The organism is Verrucosispora sp. WMMD1129 (genome assembly GCF_029581255.1).
Classification (GTDB): Bacteria; Actinomycetota; Actinomycetes; order Mycobacteriales; family Micromonosporaceae; genus Micromonospora; species Micromonospora sediminimaris.
On the sequence record NZ_CP120741.1, the window covers coordinates 5,935,443 to 5,957,232 of the forward strand.

The following is a 21,790-nucleotide window of genomic DNA, read 5'->3' on the forward strand; positions in this document are numbered from 1 at the left end:
GCGGGGTTGCTGGTCCGGCTCTGGTCCGGGCCCGCCCGTGGGCACCACTCTCGGAACCGATGCCGATGCCGATCGCCGGTGAAGGGGGGCCACTGATGTCGGCCCGAGTTGGTACCGCGATGAACATCCCGCCGCCGATCCGGCCGGTGCCGCGCACCGGCGTGCTGCGGCTGTCACCCGGGCAGGAGCGGCTCTGGTTCCTCGACCGGCTGCACAGCGGCGGTACCGGGTATCTCATCCGGTCACACCTGCGCCTGCGCGGCGCATGGGATCCCGCGGTGTTCGAGCGCGCCGTGACCGAGGTCGTCCACCGGCACGAGGTGCTGCGCACCCGGTACGAGGACAACGCCGGCGATCCCGTGCAGGTCATCGATCCACCCGGCCCGGCCGACGTCACGGTCGTGGACCTGACCGGCGGCCCGGCGGGGGATCCGCATGCCGCGACCCGGGCGGCGGCGATGCTCGACGCGGCGGCGGCCCGGCCGTTCGACCTGCGCCGGGAACACCCGCTGCGAGTCGTCGTGGTACGGCTTGCGCCCACCGAACACCTGGTCGGGCTCACCCTGCACCACATCGCGGTCGACGGTTGGTCGTGCGACATCCTGATGCGCGAACTGGATCAGGCGTACCGCGCGCTCGCGGCCGGCCGGCCCCGGCCGGCGCCACCGCCGGTGCAGTACGCCGACGTCGCGGCCTGGCAGCGGAGCCGTCGGGAGGCCACCGGCACGTCCGGCATCGAGTACTGGCGGGACCGGCTCGCCGGGCTGGACCCGGTCACACTGCCCACCGACCGGCGGCGCGATGCCGGCCGCGACCGGCGCGGCGACGTGTTCACCGTCGACGTGCCGCGGCACGTCGCCCGGCTGGTCGACGGCATCGGCGAGCGGCACGGCACGACCGCGTTCATGACACTGCTGGCCGCGTTCAAGGTGCTGCTGGCGCACCGGACCGGCCGCACCGACATCGCGGTCGGGCTAGCCGACGCCGGGCGGGACGAGCCGGAGACCGAGGACCTGATCGGCTTCTTCATCAACACCCTGGTGCTGCGGACCGACCTGTCCGGCGGGCCGTCGTTCGTCGAGGTGCTGCACCGGGTGCGCGAGACGGTGCTGAGCGCACTGATGCACAACGACGTGCCGTTCGACGACGTCGTGGCCGCGGTCCGACCCGGCCGGGACCCCGCCCGCAACCCGCTGTTCGACATCATGTTCCAGGTCCTCCACACCTCCGGTACGCCCGGCACGCTCGGCGGCGCCGCGGTGGAGCCGCTGCCGGCGACTGCCACCGCCGCCAAGTTCGACCTGGTGTTCACCGTTCACCGCACGGCGGCGGGCGACCTGCAGTGCATGCTGGAGTACGCCGCTGATCTGTTCGACCGGACGACGATGCAGTGGCTCGCCGAGGACTACGTGGCGCTGCTCGAGCGGCTGGCCGGCGCACCGCAGGTCCGCGCGGTCCAGCCGGCCCCGACGCCCGGCGCGCCGACCACGGCGGCCACCCCTGCGACACAGCCGGCAGCCGCCCCGGTGCCGCCGTCCGGCCCGGTCGAGCAAGCCGTCGCCGGAATCTGGTCGGCTCTGCTCGACGTCGACGACATCGCCGCCGACGACGACTTCTTCGACCTCGGCGGCAACTCGCTGCTGGTGATCCGGGTGCGCGCCGCGCTGCGGCGCACGTTCGCTGTCGATCTGCCCGTGCAGGTCCTGTTCGAGGCCGCCACGGTGGCCGAACTCGCGGCTGCGGTCACCGCCGCGGTCCGCGCCGACGTCGGCCGAATGTCCACCAGCCAGGTGCAGGGCGTACTGCTCCGGGCCGCCCCGAAAGGAACCCGATGACCGAGATGTTGGAGTCGCCCAGCCTGCACGAACAGCTGCTGGAGCGCCGGCTGCACGGCCTGGAGACGTTCACCGAGCCTGGTATCCCTCAGGTGTCACGGGCCGTCGCGCCGCCGCTGTCACCCGCGCAGCGCCGGCTGTGGATTCTCGACCAGCTGCGTCCCGGTGGTGTCGAGTACGTGGTCCAGATCGCGCTGCACATGGTCGACCACCCCGGCAGCCGGCTCGACGTCGCCGCGTTGCAGGCCGCGCTGGACGGGCTGGTGGCGCGGCACGAGGTGCTGCGCACCCGCTACCCGGCCGGCCCTGACGGCGAGCCGGTGCAGCTGATCGACCCACCCGCCCCGGTCCCGTTGCCGGTCCGGGACCTCACCCACCTCGACAGCGAGACGCAGGGCACGCTGCTCGACCAGCTCATGTCGGTCGACCGCGAGCCGGTTGACCTGGCCGCCGGGCCGGTCTTCCGCGCGCTGCTGGTCCGGCGTGAACCGGACCAGAACCTGCTGCTGCTCACCACCCACCACATCGCGATGGATCTCTGGTCGGAGAACCTGCTGGTGGACGAGCTGCGCCGCCGCTACACCGCCGCCCTCGACAATCGCCCCGCCGACCTCGCCCCGCTGTCGGTGCAGTACGCCGACGTCGCGGCCTGGCAGGGACAACGGATCGCCGAGCTGCGCGGCACCCAACTCCCGTACTGGCGTCGGCAGCTCGCCGACGCCACGCCGGTGGACCTGCCGACCGACCGGCCGCGGCCGGCGGTACGCGACGCCGCCGGCGACATCGTGCCGTTCACCGTGCCCACCAGCGTGGCGGCGGCGCTGGGCCGGCTCGCCCGCGCGCACCGCGCCACGCCGTTCATGGTCCTGCTGGCGGCGTACGCGGTCGTCCTCGGACGGTGGAGCGGCCGGACCGACGTCACGGTCGGAACGCCGGTCGCCGGCCGTGGGCACGACGACACGCACAACCTGATCGGACTCTTCCTCGACACCGTCGTGGTGCGGGCCGACCTGGAAGGCGACCCGACGTTCGGTGACCTGGTCGACCGGGTCCGTGGTGCCGCGTTGGGCGCGATGGCCCACCAGGAGCTGCCGTTCGATCAACTCGTCGATGACCTGGCACCGGTCCGCGACCCCGCGCGCACCCCGCTGTTCTCGACGATGCTCGTCTGGCAGGAGGCCGGTCCGGGCGGCTTCCACGCCCCCGGCCTGCACGTCGAGCAGGTACCGATCCCGTTCGCCGACGCCAAGGTCGACCTGACCTTGGCGGTGGCGCCCGGCCCGGACGGCACGCTCGCCGGTGCCCTGGTCTACGCGACAAGTCTGTTCGACCGCGACACGATCGAGCGGTTCGCCGCGCAGGTGGGGCAACTGCTGGCGGGTGTCGCCGCGGCGCCGGACACCCCGCTGTCCGCCATCACCATCCTGCCGCCGACCGAACGCGAGCTGCTGCTCGACGGCTGGAACGACACCGCGTCCGACGTGCCGGCCGGCACGGTGCCGGAGCTGTTCCGGGCCCAGGTGGCCGCCACCCCGGACGCGGTGGCCGTACGGACCGAGGACGGCAGCCTGTCCTACGCCGAGCTGGACGTCCGGGTCACCGCGCTGGCGCACCGGCTGCGTGCGCTCGGCGTCGGCCCCGAGTCGGTGGTCGGGGTGTGCCTGGAACGCGGCCCGGAGCTGGTGACCGCGCTGCTGGCCGTGCTCACGGCCGGCGGGGCCTACCTGCCGCTGGACACCGAGAGCCCGGCCTCGCGGCTGGAGGACCAGCTCACCGAGGCCGGCGTGCGGATCGTGGTGACCGACCGGACGACCGTCGGCCACACCACGCGGACGCTGGTCCGGCCGGACGCCGTCGATGGCGCCCCCGACGGGCCGCTCGGCGCCGACCTCCACCCGGACCACCCGGCGTACGTGCTGTACACCTCCGGCTCGACCGGCCGACCCAAGGGCGTGATGATCACCCATCGGGCGCTGCTGAACCGGCTGACCTGGATGCAGCGCGAGTACCCCCTCGACGGCACGGACCGGGTGCTGCACAAGACGCCGTACGGCTTCGACGTCTCGGTCTGGGAGCTGTTCTGGCCGCTGGTGACCGGCGCGACGCTTGTGGTCGCCCGTCCGGGCGGGCACCGCGACCCGGCGTACCTGGCTCGGGTGATCGCTGAGCACGGCGTGAGCACGCTGCACTTCGTGCCGTCGATGTTGCGGGCCTTCCTCGACGAGCTGCCCGGCCCGCTGCCGTCGGTGCGGCGACTCTTCGCCAGCGGCGAGCCGCTGCCCGCCGAGGTGGCGGCGACCGTGCATACGAAGATCGGCTGCCCGTTGTACAACCTCTACGGTCCCACCGAAGCCACGATCGACGTGACCGCGGCCCGGTGCCGGCCCGGGGAGCCGGTCACGATCGGCCGGCCGGTCGCCAACACCCGCGCCTACGTCGTCGATGCGGACCTGCGCCTGCAGCCGGTCGGCGTGCCCGGCGAACTGGTGCTGGCCGGCGTCCAGCTCGCCCGTGGCTATCTGCGCCCGGCGGACACGGCCGACCGGTTCGTTCCCGACCCGTTCGGCGCCGGGGGCCGGCTCTACCGCACCGGCGACCTGGTCCGGCACCGCGCCGACGGCACGATCGAATACCTGGGCCGGCTGGACCGGCAGGTGAAGCTGCACGGCAACCGCATCGAGCCGGGCGAGGTCGAGGCGGTACTCACCGCGTACCCGGACGTCGCCGCCGCCGTGGTCACCGTGCACGACGACCGGCTCGTCGCCTACCTCGAAGGCTCGGTCGATCCGAACGTGGTCGCGGCGTACGCCCGGGCCCGGCTGCCGCTGAACCTGGTGCCCACGCGCTGGATCGTCCTCGACGCGCTACCGCTGACCGCCGCCGGCAAGGTCGACGTGCGGGCGCTGCCGGCGCCGCCCGCGCATGTCGGGCCGGTCGAAGCGGAGCCGCTCACTCAGCTTGAGCGGACGCTCGCGGACGCGTTCACCGACGCGCTGGGCATCGACACGATCGGCCGGCACGACGCGTTCTTCACCCTCGGCGGTGACTCGATGCGGGCGATCCGGGCCGTCGGTGCGCTGCGGGCCGCTGGCCTGCCGGTGTCGGTGCACGACCTGTTCAGCCACGCCACGGTGGCCGAGCTGGCCGAACTGGTCGGTACGCGGGAACCGGTCGAGCCTGGTGCCGGCCCGTCGGCCGTGGCGTCGTTCGCGCTGCTGTCCGACGCCGACCGTGCGCTGCTGCCGCCGGGCGTGGTGGACGCGTACCCGATGGGCGAGATCCAGGCCGGGATGGTGTACGAGATGCTGGCCGCACAGCGGCCCGTCTACGTCAACGTCAGCTGCTACCGCATCGCCGACGAGCTGCCGTTCGACCTGGCCGACCTGCGCGCAGCCGCGGCGTTGCTGGTGCAGCGGCACGATATCCTGCGCACCTCGTTCGCGCTCACCGGCTACACCCGGGCGCTGCAACTGGTGCACGAGACCGCTGAGGTTCCGGTGGAGCTGGACGACCTGCGCGACCTGCCCCCGGCCGCGCAGCGCCAGGTCCTGGACGAGTTCCTGATCGCCCAGCGCGACGTGCCGTTGGACCTGGCCATGCCGCCGCTGCTGCGCTACGCGGTGCACCGCACCGGAGAACGCGAGTGGTGGCTCACCCACGTCGAGTGCCACGCCATCCTGGACGGGTGGAGCCAGACGTCGGTGGTCGGTGAGCTGATCCAGACCTACCGGACGCTGCGCCGGGGCGACACCCCGCAGCCGGCGCCGCCGCCCGCCGTCCGGTTCGCCGACTTCATCGCCGCCGAGCAGGAGTCGCTGGCATCGGCCGCCGATCGGGACTTCTGGACCGCCACCATCACGGCCACGGACAAGCTGGAGATCCCGGCCGGGTGGGGCGATCCGGAGGCCGGCGCGGACCGGACCGACGACGCGCCGGACTCGATCGACGTCGGGTACGCCGACCTGGAACCGGCGCTGCGCCGGCTGGCGGCCGACGCGGGTGTGTCGCTGAAGAGCGTGCTGCACGCCGCCCACCTCACGGCCTGGGGCGTGGTCACCGGGCGGCAGCGCTTCTCCGCCGGGCTGGTCGTCAACGGCCGGCCGGAGCTGCCACGCGGTGACGAGGTGATCGGCATGTACCTGAACACGGTGCCGTTCCCCGCCGATCTGACCGCGGCGAACTGGCCGGACCTGGTACGGGCGGTCTTCGCGCAGGAGGCCCGGCTGTGGCCACACCGGCGCTACCCGATGGCGGCGATGCGACGCGACGGTCGGCACCTCTCGTCGCTCGTCGACGTCAGCTTCACGTACCTGGACTTCCACATGATCGACTGGAGCTCCGGCATCGGTTTCGAGTCCGACTTCAGCCCGAGTGAGCTGCCGTTCTCCGCGGTGTCGTTCCCCGGCCGCCTGTGCCTGGTGGGCCGACCGAGCCGGATCCGACGGCCGTACCTGGAACTGGTCGCCCGCACCTACCGCCAGGTGCTCGCCGCGATGGCCGCCGGCCCGGACCGCGACCCGGCTGCCCTCCCGGACGCGGCACCGGCCACGGGGCCGCGCACCGTGACGCTGGCACCTGTCGACCGCGACCGGGTCCTCGTCGCGCCGAACCGCTCCGACCGTATCTGGCCGTCCGACGAGCCGGTACACCGGCTGATCGCGCGGCAGGCCCGGTCCACACCCACCGCGGTCGCGCTGCGGCAGGGCGCCGTCAAGGTCTACTACGCCGAGCTGGACCTGCGTGCCAACCGGCTGGCACACCGACTGCGCGCGCTCGGCGTCGGCCCGAACACCGTCGTCGGCGTCTGTCTGCCGCGCACACCCGACCTCGCCGTCAGCATTTTGGCCGTCCTCAAGGCGGGCGGCGCGTTCCTACCGCTGGACCCGCAGTACCCGGTCGAGCGGCTGCGGTTCATGCTCGACAACGCGGCGGCCGCAGTGGTTCTCACCGCCGGCCCGCCACCGGCCGGCCTCACCGGGGCCGGTTCCGCGCAGGTGCCGACCGTCGACGTGACTCACGAGTCCGCCCTGCTGGACCTGCCGGTCACCGCGCCGCAGGAGACCGTGTCACCGGACGACCTGGCGTACGTCACCTACACGTCCGGCTCGACCGGGCGCCCCAAGGGCGTCGCCGTGCCGCACCGGGCCGCCCGCAACCTCCGCTACGCCCAGCAGGAGATCTTCGACGTCCGGCCGGGCGACCGGATGCTGCAGTTCTTCTCGGCGAGCTTCGACGCATCGGTGTCCGAGTTGCTCGCCGCGCTCACCGCCGGCGCCGAGCTGGTCCTGCCCGGGGTCGGCCGCGACCCGGGCGACCTGCGCGGCGAGGCAGCCACCCTCACTCACATCCTCCTGCCGCCGTCGATGCTGAGTCGGTTGGACCCGGCGGATTTCCCGAAGCTGCGGATCACCCTCGTCGGGGGCGAGGCGTGCCCCGCGGCGCAGGCCGACCGGTGGGCGCGGCACGCCGCGTTCGTAAACGTCTACGGCCCAACGGAAACGTGCGTGTATGCCACGTATGCGCCGGTCCTCGCCGGCACGCCGGACCGGGTACCGCCGATCGGCACCCCGCTGGCGAACGTGCGTTGCTACGTCCTGGACGCCGAGCTGCGACCACTGCCCGCCGGGGTGCGCGGCGAGTTGTACGTCGCCGGCGCGGGGCTGGCCCGCGGTTACCTCGGCCGACCCGGCCTGACTGCGGACCGGTTCGTTCCGGACCCGAACGGAGCGCCCGGCAGCCGGATGTACCGTACCGGCGACGTGGTGTCCCGCGCGGACGACGGCGCCCTGTACTTCCACGGCCGCGGCGACCAGCAGGTCAGCGTCCGCGGCTTCCGGATCGAACTCGGCGAGGTGGAGCACGCGTTGCAGGTGCATCCGGCCATCGCGGCCGCGGCGGTCGCGGTCGCCGCGGCGGGCACCGAGGACGCGACGCTTGTGGCGTTCGTCCGGCTCACCGACGGCGCCGGCGGCGCTGCCCCCTCGGCTGCCGAACTGCGCGATCACGTCCGCCGCCAGCTGCCGGCACACCTGGTGCCGACCCGCTGCCACATCGTCGCCCAGTTCCCGGTAACCGCCTCCGGCAAGGTCGATCGCGCTGCGCTGGTGGCGGCCGAGCCGGAACCGGTCGCCGCGCAACTGGAGCGGGTGGCGCCGCGGACGCCGCTGGAGCGGGCGATCGCCGGTGCCTGGGAGCAGGCGCTGCGGCTGGACCGGGTCGGCGTCGACGACGACTTCTTCGACCTCGGCGGCCACTCGATGGCGATGATGCGAATCATCTCGCTGCTGCGGGAATCGCACGGCGTGGAGCTGACGTTCCGCGCCTTCCTGGAGCACCAGACCGTCGCGCGGCTGGCTGCCGCGATCGTTGCCGGCGCGGTCGGCATCCCGGAGCAGCCGGCCGAGGCCGGTAGCCGCAACTGCGCGATGCTGTGGCTGCGTCGCGGCACCGGCGCGCCGCTGTTCTGCATCCACCCGGGCGGCGGCAGCGCCCACTGGTTCCAGCGTTTCCTGCCCTATCTGGACCCCGAACTGCCGCTGGCCGCGTTCGAGTGGCCGAAACCGCACGGTGACAACGCGCCGATCCCCACCGCCGACGAGATGGCCCGCCGGCACTTCGACGAGCTACGGGCCGTCCAGCCGCACGGGCCGTACCGGATCTTCAGCTGGTGCGGCGGCAGCACCATCGCGGCGGCGCTCGCCACCATGCTGCTCGACGCCGGCGAGGAGGTGATCTTCATGCTTCTCGACCCGGTACTGGACGCAAAGACCAGGCCGAAGTTCTACGAGCAGATGGGCTTTGTGCGCCGGCTGGAGAAGCTGGTCCTGGAGATCGACCGGGGTGGGCCGCAGATGGACACACCCGAACGCCGCGCCGAGATCATGGACCTGTACGGACGGGTCGCCAACGACATCGACGACAGCGAGGGTATGGCGCTGCCCGAGCGCGGTGTCGGCACCGCCTGGCCGCGGATGGTCCGCGTCTGGCGGGAATCGCTTGAGGCACTGATCGAGTACCCGAACCCGACCTACGCCGGCAAGCTGCACCTCATCGTCAGCGACGCGCTCGCCAACAGTCGGCACGTGGTGACCTCCGGCCAGGCATTCACCGACTACTACGCTCGGTGGGAGGAGCTGATCGACGGTGGCATCGAACTGCACCGGGTACCCGGAGACCACATCGGAATCATGAAACCGCCCCTGCTCAAGCACCTGACCGATGTGATCAGCGCGGTGCTGGGTGGCTCCCGATGACCACGACGACGACCGGCACGGCCGCACTCGGGCCCACCGCGCAGCAGCGGGCGTGGAACACCACCACCCGCGGGTTCACCGCGGACGGCCCCGTGCACCGGCGGTTCGAGGCGCAGGCCCGGCTCCGACCGGACGCGGTGGCGGTGCGCTGGGCAGGCGGCACGTTGACCTTCGCCGAACTGGACCGGCGTGCCAACCGGCTGGCGTGGGCACTGCGCGACCGCGGGGTCGGACCGCAGACACCGGTCGGGATCCGGGTGCCGCGCGGCCCGCAGCTGGCGGTCGCCGTGTACGGCGTGCTGAAGGCGGGCGGCTACTACCTGCCGGTGGAGCCGACGCTCCCGGCCGAGCGGGCACACACCCTCCTGGCCGAGGCCGGTGCGCGGGTACTTGTCGTCGCGGCCGGCGGGGACAGTTGGTCGGTACCGGCCGGGGTAGCTGCGGTGTCCGCCGACCACCCTGTCCCGGACCGCCGTGAACTGTGCGGCCCCGAACCCGGCACCGACGCCGACTCCACCGCCTATGTGGTCTTCACCTCCGGCACCACCGGCCGACCCAACGGCGTCGAGGTGGCGCACCGGTCGCTGCACAACCTCTTCGCCTGGTGTCAGCGCACACACGGTTTCGGCCCGCACGACCTCGGCCTGTCGGTCGCCTCGTTCAGCTTCGACCTGTCCGTCTTCGACCTGCTCGGCCTGCCCGGGTACGGGGCCGGCGTGTACATCGCCGACGATGCGCAGCGACGCGACCCGGAGCTGCTGATCGACGTCCTGCTACGCGAGCCGGTGACGTTCTGGAACTCCGCGCCGACGACGCTGGCCCACCTCGCGCCGTTGCTCGACGGACACCGCGACGACGCTGGGACGGGCGACCTTCGCCTGGTCTACCTCGCCGGCGATTTCCCACCGCTGACCCTGCCGGACGACGTGCGGTCGGTTTTCACCCGGGCGACGATCGTCAACCTTGGCGGCACGACCGAGACGACCGTATGGGCGAACTGGTACGAGGTCGGGGCGGTCGACCCGGCCTGGCGGAGCGTTCCGTACGGCCGGCCGATCGACAACGCCCAGTACTGGGTGGTCGACGAGAACCTGCGGCCGTGCCCGGTCGGCGTCCCGGGCGACCTGCTCATCGGCGGCGATGTCCTCGCGATCGGCTACCACGGCCAGCCGGAACTGACCGGGCAGCGGTTCATCCCGGACACGCTGGGACCCGACCCCGGGGGTCGGCTGTACCGCACCGGCGACCGGGCGAGCTTCGGCCCTGACGGTGTGCTGACCATCCTGGGCCGGGTCGACGGGCAGGTGAAGATCCGCGGCGCGCGGGTCGAGCTCGGGGAGGTCGAGCACCGCCTCCGCGGCCACGCTGACGTCCGGGACGTGGTGGTGCTGGCCCGGCCGAACCGGGACGGCGACCGGGTGCTGGTGGCCTACGTCCGGCCGGCACCCGGCTGCCGTCCGACCGTACGGGAGCTGCGTCGGCATGTGGCGGCGGGACTGCCGGACTACATGGTTCCGGCGGCGGTCGTGTTCGTGGACGGCTTCCCAGCCACCGCCAACGGCAAGCTCGACCGCGCCGCGCTGCCCTGGCCGGCGCAGACCGGCAGCACGCACACGCTCGGTGCCCCGGGGTGAGCCCTGCGGCGACCGCCGCGCCACCCGGGCACCGTCGCGGGCTGCGCGCGGTGGTCGCCGCCGGTGCCGTGTCCGCCTGCGGCTACCAGGCCAACACCCTCGCGCTGCCCTGGCTGATCCGGGAACTGGGCCCCGAGGTGGCGGCCGGCACCACGATGTACACCAGCTGCCAACCGTGCCCGATGTGCGCCACCGCCATCGAACGCTCCGGCCTCGGCCGGTTGGTGTTCGCGCTCTCCGCCGAGCAGTTCGAAAGTGTCAAGCCGGCCACCCCGGCGCCGGCTCCGGTCCGGTACGACGGGCCGGCGCTGTTCGCCGAGGCCCGTCGACCGATCGAGGAGCACTACTGATCGGAGCTGCGGAAATGCGGCCGGTCTGTGCAGCCGCACCAATGATCAAAGGCCCGACCTCTGGAGTATGTCCGTATAACGGCCCACCCATGATTTACGGGGATTGACAGGCCCGGATCCAGGCCGGTAATGTGTGCCGCACCGCGAATGCAAATGCGCATGTGCACTGTCTCTGTACGCGCCACGATGGACCGCGTCCAACATGTGGATAACTATTGACGGATCGCCGTCACGTCGACATAGGATTCGCTGGACACATTTCTACGTCCACTTGATGGTGGATTCTGCTGGTCAGCAGAGAGGTCGGGGCACGTTGGGGTCGCCCCGCCGGAGTGAACCTAATGTTCATCCGGAATTCTCGCCGTCCGTGAATGGGGCTGCGGCGAGTCCTTTCTGAACGCCGCGGTGGTGGCGTCTCGTTCGTTTCGTGTCACGGGGGAAGCATCGAATGCCGTCCGAGTACGCGGTGGCAATTGTTGGTCTGGGCTCGAGAGGGTGCAGCGTCTTCGAGCGTATCGTCGCGCTCGCCCGGCTCGGGGTACCCGGTGCGCCCACCCGGGTGGAGATCATCGACCCGCGCTCCGACGGTCAGGGACTGCACGGCACCGACCAGCCGGATTACCTGCTGCTCAATACGCTCTGCGGTGAGATCTCCATGTATCCCGACGAGGAGTCGGTCGGGTCGTACTGCGGGCCGGCCGGCCCGGATCTGCACAGCTGGGTGACCGAGCGCGGCCTGCGGCTGGCCGAGGACGGGCACACTCTCGGGCCTGCCGGCCGCCCGGTCCGGCCCACCGATTTCCTTCCCCGACGCGTCCTCGGCGAATACCTGCGCTGGTTCTTCGAGCAGGTACGCCGTGGCGTTCCCGACGGTATGCGGGTGACGGTGCACCGTTCGGCCGCCGTCGACCTCGACTCCGACCAGCGCGGTGGTGTGACAATCACCTTGGCGGACGGCTCCCACGTCCGCACCGACTACGCGTTCCTGACGATCGGACACACCGGCAACGAGCCGCCGCCCGAGGGTGCCGGGGACGCCGGGGCGGACCGTCGGATCACCGATCCGTACCCGCTGCCCCGGCGGCTCGACGTGATCGGCGCGGGGGAGACCGTCGCCGTCGCCGGCTTCGGACTCTCGGCCATGGACGTCATCGCGAGCCTCACGGTCGGACGCGGCGGGAGGTTCGAGCGGCAGGGCGGCGCGCTGCGGTACCGGCCGAGCGGCGCCGAACCACGAATACTGCTGTACTCCCGGTCCGGCGTGCCCTTCCGGGCCCGGCCGGACCGGGCGGAAATCGCCACCGCCTTCCCGCCGATCGCGCTCACCCGGGCCGCGGTACGCCGACTGCGCGACGCCGGGCCGATCGACTTCGACCGCGCGATCCTGCCGCTACTGATGATCGAGATGCGGGTCGCGTACCACAGGTGCCGCACCCTGCTCCGGGACGGGCCGGACGCGCAGGAGCAGTTGGCCGCCGGTCTGGCCGAAGCTGCGGGTGACGGCAAGCTGGTCGCCGCGGTGGACTCGCTCGACCGGCTGCACGGTGGGATAGATCCCGCCGAACTCTGGGACGGGTCAGCGGCCGTGCGCATGGAGGACAGCGACAGCTACCAGCGTTGGCTGCTGGCCACCATCCGGGCTGACCTCGACGAGGCCGACCGGGGGGTGCTGGGCAGTCCGATCAAGGCCGCCCTGGAGGCGATCCGCGACGTCCGGGACTTCCTACGCGACGCGGTCGCGGCCCAGGGGCTCGCCCCGGGCTCCCGGGAGCACTTCTTCGGGCAGATGGTGCCCCTGATGAACCGGGCCGTCGTCGGCCCGCAGAAGGATCGCCACCACGAGTTGGTCACCCTGGCGGAGGCCGGCCTGATCCGGTTCCCGCTGGGGCCCGCGCCGCGCGCCGCCTTCGACCCCGGCGCCGGTCGCTGGGAGCTGACCTCCACCCGCCTGGCCACGGTGCACCGCGAACACGCGGACTGGCTCTGCGCCGGCAGTTCCCCCTGGCCCACCGTGCACTCCTCGGCCAGCCCGCTGGTGCGCTCGTTGTACCAGCGAGGACGCCTCCGGCGGCACGCGCCCGGCAGCGCAGCGGTACACGCCGCCGACGTGGACGCGAACCTGCATCCGGTGGGTGAGGACGGCAGCGATCCGCGGCTCTGGTTGATCGGGCCGCTGTGTGAGGGCCCCACCTTCTACAACCACCTGATCCCCACCCCGGGATACTCCCGCGCTTTCGTCGACGCGCACCGCTGCGTCGCGGAGATGTTCCACAAGCAGAAAGGACCGCAGTCATGAGTACCCTGGCCGAGGCCGACGAGGCTGCCAAGCACCAGTGGAACGAGGCGTATCAGCTCGACGGGCACCCCAACCTCTGGGGTGATCCGCCGGTGCCGTACGTGGTGAACGCCGCGAAGCTCTTCGCCGACCACGACGCGATGGTCGTGCTGGACCTCCCCTGTGGCGACGGACGGAACCTGTCTCCGTTGGCGCAGGCCGCGACGGTGGTGATCGGTGGCGACACCTCCGTCAACGCGATGGGCCTCGCCCGTCGGGTGATCGCCAAGGCGAACGCGGACAATGTCGTCCTCCGCGCGGTGGACGTCTTCGCCACCGGTCTGCCCGACGACGCCGTGGACGGCATCTTCTGCTGGGATCTGCTGGGTCACCTCACCGAGCCGGTCAAGGCGCTTCAGGAGCTGTACCGGATCTGCCGGCCCGGTGGTCACATCGTCGCGAACATGTGGACCATGAACGACTGCCAGGTCACCGACCCCGGCATGGTCGAGACCGGGCCCAAGGAGTACCTCGACCACGCCGGTTTCTACTGCAAGTTCTACGACCGGGACGATCTGGCGGCTTATCTGGAGGCCGGCGGGGTCAGCGAGGAGGTCGCCGGGGTGGAACTGCTGCGCTGGACGGAGCCGCCGCATGCCGGCTACCGGCCCTGGTTCCACGAGCACGAGAGCCTCGCCTTCACCATTCGGAAGCGGGCCAGGCGGTGACGGGTCGCTAGCGGGTCGGCGCCGCCCTTGCCGGCGGCGACCGGCCGCGCATTCTTCATCCCACCGAAATTGACACCACCAACGGGGACTCGATGTATCTGCGGAAGGTAACGGGCTTCGGGACAGCCAACGGCACGTTCGGGGAACTGCTGCAGGGGGTCCTGCCGGAGGACGAGCGCCACTTCCTGGTGACCCTCCCGATAGCCGGCTGGGCACACGCGGCATTCCACTATCTTCCGGACCGGCCGGAGGTCGAGGTGCGGCCGGCGCACAAGACCAAGGCCCGCCGGCTGGCGATGCGCCTGCTGCGGACGTACGGGATATCCGGCGGCGGCGTGGTGGAACTCGGTGGTGCGTTGCCGGAGGGCAAGGGCCTGGCCAGTTCCTCGGCGGACCTGGTCGCCACTGCCCGGGCGATCGCCGATGCCATCGGCATTTCTCTGGACGCCGCGGCGATCGAGGGTTTCCTGCGTGATGTGGAGCCCTCCGACGGGGTGATGTATCCGGGCATCGTCAGCTACCACCATCGAGAGGTACGGCTGCGGGAGAAGCTCGGTTTCCTGCCGCCGCTGACCATCGTGGCGCACGACCTCGGCGGCATGGTCGACACGATCCGGTTCAACCGGTCGACCGCCCTGCCCCCGATGCGGGTCCGCCACGAGTACCGCGCGCTGCTGGCCGAGATGGCCACCGCCGTGCGAGCCGGTGACCTGATCACGGTCGGTCGGATCGCCACCCGCAGCGCCGAGTTGCACGTGCACCGGCATCCCCGTGCTGACTTCGCGCAGCTGCGTCAGGTGTGTCGTGAGGTCGGCGGCCTGGGGTTGGCGATCGCGCACAGCGGGACCTACCTCGGTATCCTGCTCGGCGAACATCGAGAGGGCGAGGAGCGGACCGCCGCCGCCCTCGCCCGCTGCGCCGACCTGCCGGGTAAGGTGCGGGTTTTCCGAACCCTCGGCGCCGCCGACTATCCGACCGGGCCCGCCACTGCCGGGCCCGCGAGTCGGTGCGGTGAAGGGCTGACCGAGCTGCGCGAGCAGGTACGTGAAGGGACGCCGACGTGAGTACGACAGACACGATCGCGGATCGGAGTTGGTCGCGGGCGCGTACCGCTGTCCTCCGCGACGCGGTCGGGGTGGGCGTGGCCGTCGGTGCGCTCGGGCTCTCCTTCGGCGCACTGTCGGTACTGGCCGGCTTCTCCGTCGCACAGACCTCTGCGCTGTCGCTGCTGATGTTTTCCGGCGCGTCGCAGTTCGCCGTGATCGGGGTGATGGGCGCCGGCGGTGGCGCGCTGACCGGCGCGGCCACCGCCACCCTGCTGGGGGTGCGCAACAGCCTCTACGGCCTGAACCTCGCGTCCCTGCTGCGGCTCCACGGGGCGCGGCGCCTGGTCGGCGCGCACCTGGTGCTCGACGAGAGTTCGGCGATGGCGACGGCCCGCAGCGACCCGCGCGAGGCGCGTCTGGCGTTCTGGGCCACCGGGATCTCCGTCTTCGTCCTCTGGAACATCGCCACGCTGGCCGGTGCGCTCGGCGCACACGTGCTGCCCGACCCGGAAGCACTCGGGCTCGACGTGGCCGCACCGGCCGCGTTCATCGCCCTGCTGCTGCCGCGACTGCGCGGCCGACGGCTGTGGGCACTCGCCGTCGCCGCTGCCGTCATCGCGCTGATCATGGTGCCGCTGTTGCCGGCCGGGATACCGGTGCTGGTGGCCGGACTGACCGCCATCGTCGCGGCGTTCACTGCCCGCCGGGCGGGTGACCGCTGATGTGGACGGCGGTCCTGCTGGGCACCCTCGGGGTGTATCTGCTCAAGCTCGTCGGGCTCTGCGTACCCAAGTCGGTGTTGGAACAGCCGCAGGTGCAGGAGGCGTCGGCGTTGCTTCCGGTGGCGCTGCTGGCCGCCCTGGTCGCGGTGCAGACCTTCGCCACCGGCCACGATCTGGTGCTCGACGCGCGCGCCGCCGGCTTCGCCGTCGCCTTGGTGGCGGCGTTGCTGCGGGCACCGTTCCTGATGGTTGTCGCCCTCGGCGCCGGTACCGCCGCCGTGCTGCGTCTGATCACTTAGCGCCACCGGGGTGTTTGTCCTCGGTGTCCACTGCACGAATAATTGTGGTGCAGATGACCACACGAGCGCTGAAGGGGGACGGAGTGGCGAGCCGTCGAGGGTCGCCCTCCCATCAACCTATGGGTATTGATCACCACGGCCGGACCCAACGGCTGGACTGGGCAGACGTCACACTCCGCGAATGGGACTGCACGGTCCTGTGGTCGGATCCGGCGGATCCCGACCAGGGCATCGTGCTGGACCGGTCCGCGTTCTACCCTGGCGGTGGCGGTCAGCCGCCGGACCACGGCGTGCTGATCTGGCAGGGTGTGCAGACGCGGATCGTCGGCACCCGCAAGGGCGACGACCTCTACCTGTTGCCCGCGCCGGGGGACCCGGTGCCCCCGGTCGGCACCACGGTGACCGGTGCGATCGACGACGACCGCCGTAGCTCGCTGATGCGTACGCACTCGGGCCTGCACGTGCTCTGTGGCACCGTCTTCCGCGACTTCAACGTGCTGGTTACCGGCAGCAACATGGAGCCCGGCGAGGCCCGGATGGACTTCAACCTGCCGGAGATCCCGCCGGGCTTCAAACAGAGCCTGGAGGATGCGGTGAACGCCGAGATCGCCGCGGACCGCAAGATCGTGGTGCGGATGCTCTCCCGGGAAGAGGCGAACGCAACGCCCGACCTGGTACGGACCCAGTTCAAGGCACCGCCGGAGCTGCCCGAGGTGCGGGTGGTGGACATTGTCGGGCTCGATGTGCAGGCCGACGGGGGCACTCACGTGGCGTCGACCGGTCAGATCGGCCGGGTGACCGTCACCAAGGTCGAGAGCAAGGGTCGGCAGAACCGGCGGGTCCGGATCAAACTGAGTTCCTGACCTGCGGGGCTGGGCCGGTGTCGTGACCACCGGCCCGGCCGCACACCGGTCAGCGGGCGTCGGGCAGTTCGCGCCGCAGGATCGCGGGCCACTGCTGCGGGTCGTCGCCGAGGTAGCCGTGGATCCAGTGCAGCCAGCGGTCCATGCCGAAGCCGACACACGCCGACGACGCCGTCGCTCCGGTGGCTTCGGTCATCGCGAAGCCCTGGCCGAAGTGCTGCTGGTGCAGGTTGACCGAGCTGACCGCGACCGCGGCTCCGCTGCCCGCCATCCGTCCGCACACCTCCTGCTTGAGATCCCAGGTGCTCTGGTAGCTGGCGAGGTCGGCACGGCTGTCGGTGAAGAACGGGTCGTTGGCCGAGCCGATCCGTGCCGGCAGCCCCAGTTCCCGGACCACCTCGGTGAGATCGGCGAGTGCCCGGTCGCGGAACCGGCGGGCACCGGCCCGGTCACCCACGTAGATCACCTCGCGCATGTCGAAGGACCAGAGCCGGGTGACCTCGTCCGTGGTGCCGGCCTCGTACCGACCGCACGACTGACGGGCGGTGGCGATCAGCGGCTCGGTGAGCCGGGTGCCGCTGAGCGCTGCGAACAGGTGCAGGCACACGGTCGGTGCCACGGCCACCGGCGCCTCCCGCAGCTCGGCACGGCGCTCGGCGGCGGTGCGGGCCCGGGCGAACCGGTCCAGCGCCGGCAGGTCGGAGGCCACCACCGCGCAGGTGGTCAGGTGCTGCGGGAAGGTGCGGGCGTAACCGGCCCGCTCGATGGTCTCCCAGGCGACCAGGTGGGGGACCAGGTACTCGTCGGCACCCCAGCCCCGGGCCAGGCGGAGAAACAGGGCGTCCAGGGCGCGGACGAGCCGGGCGGGACCTGGACCGTGCACGGCCAGGCCGGGCCCGACGGCGACGCGATCCGGGCGGCCCTCGGCACCGGTGACCGGCGCCACGTCGGCGGACCAGGAGTCGTACACGATCCGGGCCTGCCGGTCCGGCACGACGCGGGCCCGCTCCAGGGCCTCGGTCAGTCGCTGACCGATCTTCTCTGCCGCGTTGTCGTCGACGTGGTAGACCACTGTGAGTTGGTCGGCGTGATCACATTCCCATGACCATGCCTCGTCCAGGCAGTAGGGGAGCAGATCGTCGAAACACCGCCGGCCGTCCGGCGTGAGGCGGACGTCGGCCTGCCACACCCTCGGTGCCGGCGTCACGATCGGGGCGCTCATCGTCGACTCCGGGGCCGGCAGTCCAGGCGCAGGCCGCTGGCGGCGCGGAAGCCCCGCCCGCGTACCGGCGGGACGGGACCGAGCGGGTGCACCTCGGCCACCCGCTCGACCAGCGCCTCCAGCACGACTTCCAGTTCGGCCTGGGCGAGACCCATGCCGAGGCAGACGTGCCGGCCGGCGCCGAAGGCGAGAGACGGTCGGTCCCGGCGGGTGTGATCGAACCGGTGCGGGTCCGGATAGATCCCCGGGTCGCGGTTGGCGGCGGCCAGGCAGACCTGGACCGGAGTGGCCCGTGGAATCGGTACTCCGGCCAACTCGACGTCGGCAGCCGCGAACCGCAGCGTCACGTGCAGTGGTGGCTCGTGCCGCAGCGTCTCGGCGACGACCGCCGGGATCAGCGCCGGGTCGGCGGCGACCCCCGCGTACAGCGCGGGATCCGCGGCCAGCCGGGCGAACAGATTGCTGATCGCCGCTGCGGTCGTCTCGGTGCCCGCGGCCAGCAGCAGGATCGCGTTGTTGACGACGTCCGCCTCCGTCAGCACCTCGTCGGCGGCGAGGACGGCGAGGATGCCTCCGTCATCCGTGCCGGCGGCGATCCGGCTGCGGAAGTACGCGGCGAGTTCCCGCCGCCGCTGCACCACCGCCGCCAGCGGAACCGGCGCGTGGTCGACGTATTCGACGAGCGGCCGCATCGCCTCGTGCAGCCACTCGGCGTCGCCGTCGGGCAGCCCCATGAAGCGGCACACGACCCGCATCGGCAAAGCGGTGGCCAGCCGGTCTGCGAGGTCCGGGCGGGCGTCGGCCAGCAGGTCGTCAAGCGTCGCCGCGGCCAGTGGAGCGATGATGTCGCGGGCGAACGCGGCCACCTTCCGGGGGCGCAGGACTCCGGCCGTGGCCGCCCGAGCCCGGGTGTGCGCCGATCCTTCCTGGTCGAGCATGGACGGCCCGAAGGCCCGTCGGCTGGTGCGGAACGGGTGGTAGACGGTGAAGTCCGGCGAGGTGACGACCCGGCGGACCAGGTCGTACCCGACCACGAAGTACGACTCCAGGGCGGGGACGTACGACACGGGTTGGTGCTCGCGGTGCCAGTCGTACAGCGGCCAGGGGTTGGTCTGGAAGACCGGGTCGGCGAAGTTCAGCTCACCGGCCGGCCCGGCGGTCAGATCGACCGTCGGCATGGAACCCTCCTCAGGGTGTGAAGCCCAGGTCGCCGGTGCCGTCCAGGAAGTCGTCCAGGTGGGTCAGGTCGGCGAGGGTTTTTCCGTCGTGCTGCATGGCCTCCTTCAATGCCTCCTCGCGGTCGCGAAGGACCGCGCCCGCGGCGAACACCGCGCCGACGCGGTCGGCGGGGAGCAGCAGGAAGCCGTCCGGGTCACCGAACAGCCAGTCGCCGGGGCGAACCGCGGTGCCGGCCACCTCGACGGTCTGCGGCAGGTCGATGGCGCGCTGACTGGTGGTGCGCGCCGACACGAACGTCACCTGCGTGGAGAAGACCGGCACGTCGATGGCGGCGAGGTCGGTCAGGTCGCGTACGGCGCCGTCGACCACGATCCCGCCGAGCCGTTGCACCGCCGCGGAGGTGAGGAAGATGTCGCCGACGATCGCCTCGGAGCGCGTGACGGTGTTGTGGATGAACAGCACGTGCCCGGGCGGTGTCTGTGCCAGTGCCTGCAACGCCGGGAGCATGTCGTCGGTCGTGGCCACCGGGAAGACCGGCCCGCAGACGCGTGGCCGGCCGTTGCGCGGCACCGCCGGCAGGTGCAGCGGCGCCACGAACTCGGGCGCGGCGTCCGCGAGCTGGGCACAGCCGACGGTCGCGAAGCGACGGCGGATCCGGTTGATGTGTTCCTCGTCGGTGGGTCGCTGCTCGGTGACGGTCATACCCGTTCTTCCGTTCCGGCGACGACGTCGTACAGGCCGCGGAGGGTGTAGAAGGTCTCCAGCTCGTGGTCGGCGAGATCGACCGCCACGCCGGTGGTCTCCTCGACGAAGACGATCATCCGGATCATCGAGAAGGAGTTGACCAACCCGAGGTCGAACAGGTTGTCGTCCGGGTCTATGTCGGCGGGCGGGGCGGTGGTGCCCGCCTCGGACGCGGTTCGGGTCAGGAACCCGACAACCTCACGGTAGAACTGCTCTCGCTCCATCTGCTGCCTCCCGGTCATCCGTTGAGTACGTTCCACAGCGTGTCCACGCCGCCGCGCAGTTGATCAGCCGGCACCGTCAGCGGCGGTGCGATCCGGATCCGTTCGCCGTGCCGGCCACCGGCGAACACCAGGACGCCCGCCTCGAAGGCGGCGGCCACCACCGCACGGCTGGTCCGTGCGGTCGGCCGGAAGGACAGCGCCGGACCGGTGACGTGCACCTCGTCGGCGAGCCCGGCGGCGGTGAGGCGGTCGGCCAGATCCCGCAGCGGACGCTCGACGGTGGCAGCCATCGCGGCGACGTCGTTGCTGTCGAGGTAGGCCGCGACCGCGACCGCCGCGGCCGGGCCCATGGTCCCGGTCTGGAAGGTGTGCGCGAGGTAGACGGCGGCCGCGTCCCGCTCCAGGTGTTGTTTGTAGACCACGGCGGAGAGCGGGTACATCCCGTTGGTCAGTGACTTGCTGAACAACACCACGTCCGGGTCGAGGCCGGCGGCGGCGGACGGGCTGAAGGGGCCGTGCCGGTGGAAGCCGCACTGGATCTCGTCGGCGATCAGCAGCACCCCGGCGGAGCGGGCCGACTCGGAGAGCTGGCGCAGCCAGTCCACGTCGAGCGGCACGTAACCGTTGGCGCCCTGCACCGGTTCGTAGATGACGCAGGAGACGTCGGTCCAGTCCTCGGGGACCTCGCCGGGAGTGAGATGCCCGACCTCTGTGTTGAGCAGCTCGACGAATCCGGTGTCCTGAAGGGAGAACTCCCGCTGGACGGTGGTGACGGCGGCTGCGTCGACGCCCAGGCCGTGGAAGGCGCCGCGTACGCCCAGCACCCGGCCGGGCCGGTGCCGGCGGGCCAGGGCCAACGCGGTGGAGACCGCGAAACTGCCGCCGATCTGGAACAGCACCCGCCGGTCGGCGGTGCCACCGAGTCGGCGGCACAGCCAACGAGCGATCAGTTCGGCGTCGGCGGTCTGGAAGGGAGCGGCGAGGTCCGACGGTCGTCGCAGCGCCTCCACGATGGCCGGATTGCGATGGCCGAAGTTGACCGCGGCGAACGCGGACATGAAGTCGGTGCAGGACCGTATCCGCCCGGCCGGGTCGGCCAACCGTAACGTCGCGTTCTCGGCGTCGACGAGGAGATACCGGCCTGGTAGGACGCCGCCTTCGTCGAGGCGGCTGAGGTACGAGGTGGTCTCACGGTCCAGTACGGCGTTGCTCACAGGCTCAAACTCCTCGGAGAGGTCCCGGGACGCAGGTGCACGCGGCGACGCGTGGATGCCGGCGACGCTGAAGCGCAGCAACCGGCGGACGGCTCAGCGGCTGGACCCCGACGGTCCGCAGCTGGGCAGGGCACGTTTTGCCGGCTGAGGTCGACGCAGAGCTTGGGCCGCACCCGTCGCCGGCGCGGATTGCGCGCCTGGC

At 71.8% G+C, this 21,790-nt stretch carries 15 protein-coding genes; 10 read left to right on the top strand and 5 right to left on the bottom strand.

Features of this window, described 5'->3' with window-relative positions:
- Positions 1-95: 95 nt before the first annotated feature.
- The 10 genes from O7624_RS27615 to O7624_RS27660 all read left to right on the top strand — a co-directional run bounded on the left by O7624_RS27615 (position 96) and on the right by O7624_RS27660 (position 17,005).
- On the top strand, positions 96-1,835 hold the full coding sequence (locus O7624_RS27615) for a condensation domain-containing protein (RefSeq protein ID WP_282237896.1): 1,740 nt from the start codon (positions 96-98) through the stop codon (positions 1,833-1,835).
- Positions 1,832-9,088, top strand: coding sequence for a non-ribosomal peptide synthetase (locus O7624_RS27620; RefSeq protein WP_282237897.1), 7,257 nt, complete (start codon positions 1,832-1,834; stop codon positions 9,086-9,088). Before O7624_RS27615 ends, O7624_RS27620 begins: the two co-directional genes overlap by 4 nt.
- Positions 9,085-10,722, top strand: a complete 1,638-nt coding sequence (locus O7624_RS27625; RefSeq protein ID WP_282237898.1) for an amino acid adenylation domain-containing protein — start codon at positions 9,085-9,087, stop codon at positions 10,720-10,722. The genes O7624_RS27620 and O7624_RS27625 overlap by 4 nt, the downstream gene beginning before the upstream one ends.
- Positions 10,719-11,072, top strand: coding sequence for a deaminase (locus tag O7624_RS27630; protein WP_282237899.1), 354 nt, complete (start codon positions 10,719-10,721; stop codon positions 11,070-11,072). The genes O7624_RS27625 and O7624_RS27630 overlap by 4 nt, the downstream gene beginning before the upstream one ends.
- A gap of 448 nt (positions 11,073-11,520) precedes the next feature.
- Positions 11,521-13,368, top strand: coding sequence for an FAD/NAD(P)-binding protein (locus O7624_RS27635; RefSeq protein WP_282237900.1), 1,848 nt, complete (start codon positions 11,521-11,523; stop codon positions 13,366-13,368).
- Positions 13,365-14,075, top strand: coding sequence for a class I SAM-dependent methyltransferase (locus O7624_RS27640; RefSeq protein ID WP_282237901.1), 711 nt, complete (start codon positions 13,365-13,367; stop codon positions 14,073-14,075). The genes O7624_RS27635 and O7624_RS27640 overlap by 4 nt, the downstream gene beginning before the upstream one ends.
- Before the next feature lie 92 nt (positions 14,076-14,167).
- Positions 14,168-15,139: a kinase gene (locus tag O7624_RS27645; RefSeq protein ID WP_282237902.1), complete on the top strand. Its 972-nt coding sequence runs from the start codon at positions 14,168-14,170 to the stop codon at positions 15,137-15,139.
- Positions 15,136-15,843, top strand: coding sequence for an AzlC family ABC transporter permease (locus O7624_RS27650; protein ID WP_282237903.1), 708 nt, complete (start codon positions 15,136-15,138; stop codon positions 15,841-15,843). Before O7624_RS27645 ends, O7624_RS27650 begins: the two co-directional genes overlap by 4 nt.
- A complete protein-coding gene (locus O7624_RS27655) occupies positions 15,843-16,142 on the top strand; it encodes an AzlD domain-containing protein (RefSeq protein WP_282237904.1) in 300 nt (99 codons plus the stop codon). Before O7624_RS27650 ends, O7624_RS27655 begins: the two co-directional genes overlap by 1 nt.
- 119 nt (positions 16,143-16,261) lie before the next feature.
- A complete protein-coding gene (locus tag O7624_RS27660) occupies positions 16,262-17,005 on the top strand; it encodes an alanyl-tRNA editing protein (RefSeq protein ID WP_093409027.1) in 744 nt (247 codons plus the stop codon).
- A gap of 49 nt (positions 17,006-17,054) precedes the next feature.
- Here the strand turns inward: O7624_RS27660 and O7624_RS27665 are convergent, their stop codons facing one another.
- The 5 genes from O7624_RS27665 to O7624_RS27685 are packed head-to-tail and all read right to left on the bottom strand — an operon-like array spanning position 17,055 to position 21,588.
- A complete protein-coding gene (locus tag O7624_RS27665) occupies positions 17,055-18,227 on the bottom strand; it encodes a hypothetical protein (RefSeq protein WP_282237905.1) in 1,173 nt (390 codons plus the stop codon).
- Positions 18,224-19,405 (bottom strand): cytochrome P450, encoded by a 1,182-nt coding sequence (locus O7624_RS27670; RefSeq protein ID WP_282237906.1) that lies wholly within the window; start codon positions 19,403-19,405, stop codon positions 18,224-18,226. Before O7624_RS27670 ends, O7624_RS27665 begins: the two co-directional genes overlap by 4 nt.
- 10 nt (positions 19,406-19,415) lie before the next feature.
- On the bottom strand, positions 19,416-20,108 hold the full coding sequence (locus tag O7624_RS27675) for an RraA family protein (protein ID WP_282237907.1): 693 nt from the start codon (positions 20,106-20,108) through the stop codon (positions 19,416-19,418).
- Positions 20,105-20,374: an acyl carrier protein gene (locus O7624_RS27680; RefSeq protein WP_170863578.1), complete on the bottom strand. Its 270-nt coding sequence runs from the start codon at positions 20,372-20,374 to the stop codon at positions 20,105-20,107. The genes O7624_RS27675 and O7624_RS27680 overlap by 4 nt, the downstream gene beginning before the upstream one ends.
- A 14-nt stretch (positions 20,375-20,388) precedes the next feature.
- Positions 20,389-21,588, bottom strand: coding sequence for an aminotransferase class III-fold pyridoxal phosphate-dependent enzyme (locus O7624_RS27685; RefSeq protein ID WP_282237908.1), 1,200 nt, complete (start codon positions 21,586-21,588; stop codon positions 20,389-20,391).
- Positions 21,589-21,790: the final 202 nt, after the last annotated feature.

Excerpts from the sequence above, each read along its gene's own strand:
- O7624_RS27615 (WP_282237896.1), top strand. The coding sequence starts at position 96 with ATGTCGGCCCGAGTTGGTACCGCGATGAACATCCCGCCGCCGATCCGG.
- O7624_RS27620 (WP_282237897.1), top strand. The coding sequence starts at position 1,832 with ATGACCGAGATGTTGGAGTCGCCCAGCCTGCACGAACAGCTGCTGGAG.
- O7624_RS27625 (WP_282237898.1), top strand. The coding sequence starts at position 9,085 with ATGACCACGACGACGACCGGCACGGCCGCACTCGGGCCCACCGCGCAG.
- O7624_RS27635 (WP_282237900.1), top strand. The coding sequence starts at position 11,521 with ATGCCGTCCGAGTACGCGGTGGCAATTGTTGGTCTGGGCTCGAGAGGG.
- O7624_RS27640 (WP_282237901.1), top strand. The coding sequence starts at position 13,365 with ATGAGTACCCTGGCCGAGGCCGACGAGGCTGCCAAGCACCAGTGGAAC.
- O7624_RS27645 (WP_282237902.1), top strand. The coding sequence starts at position 14,168 with ATGTATCTGCGGAAGGTAACGGGCTTCGGGACAGCCAACGGCACGTTC.
- O7624_RS27655 (WP_282237904.1), top strand. The coding sequence starts at position 15,843 with ATGTGGACGGCGGTCCTGCTGGGCACCCTCGGGGTGTATCTGCTCAAG.
- O7624_RS27660 (WP_093409027.1), top strand. The coding sequence starts at position 16,262 with ATGGGTATTGATCACCACGGCCGGACCCAACGGCTGGACTGGGCAGAC.
- O7624_RS27665 (WP_282237905.1), bottom strand. The coding sequence starts at position 18,227 with ATGAGCGCCCCGATCGTGACGCCGGCACCGAGGGTGTGGCAGGCCGAC.
- O7624_RS27670 (WP_282237906.1), bottom strand. The coding sequence starts at position 19,405 with ATGCCGACGGTCGATCTGACCGCCGGGCCGGCCGGTGAGCTGAACTTC.
- O7624_RS27675 (WP_282237907.1), bottom strand. The coding sequence starts at position 20,108 with ATGACCGTCACCGAGCAGCGACCCACCGACGAGGAACACATCAACCGG.
- O7624_RS27680 (WP_170863578.1), bottom strand. The coding sequence starts at position 20,374 with ATGGAGCGAGAGCAGTTCTACCGTGAGGTTGTCGGGTTCCTGACCCGA.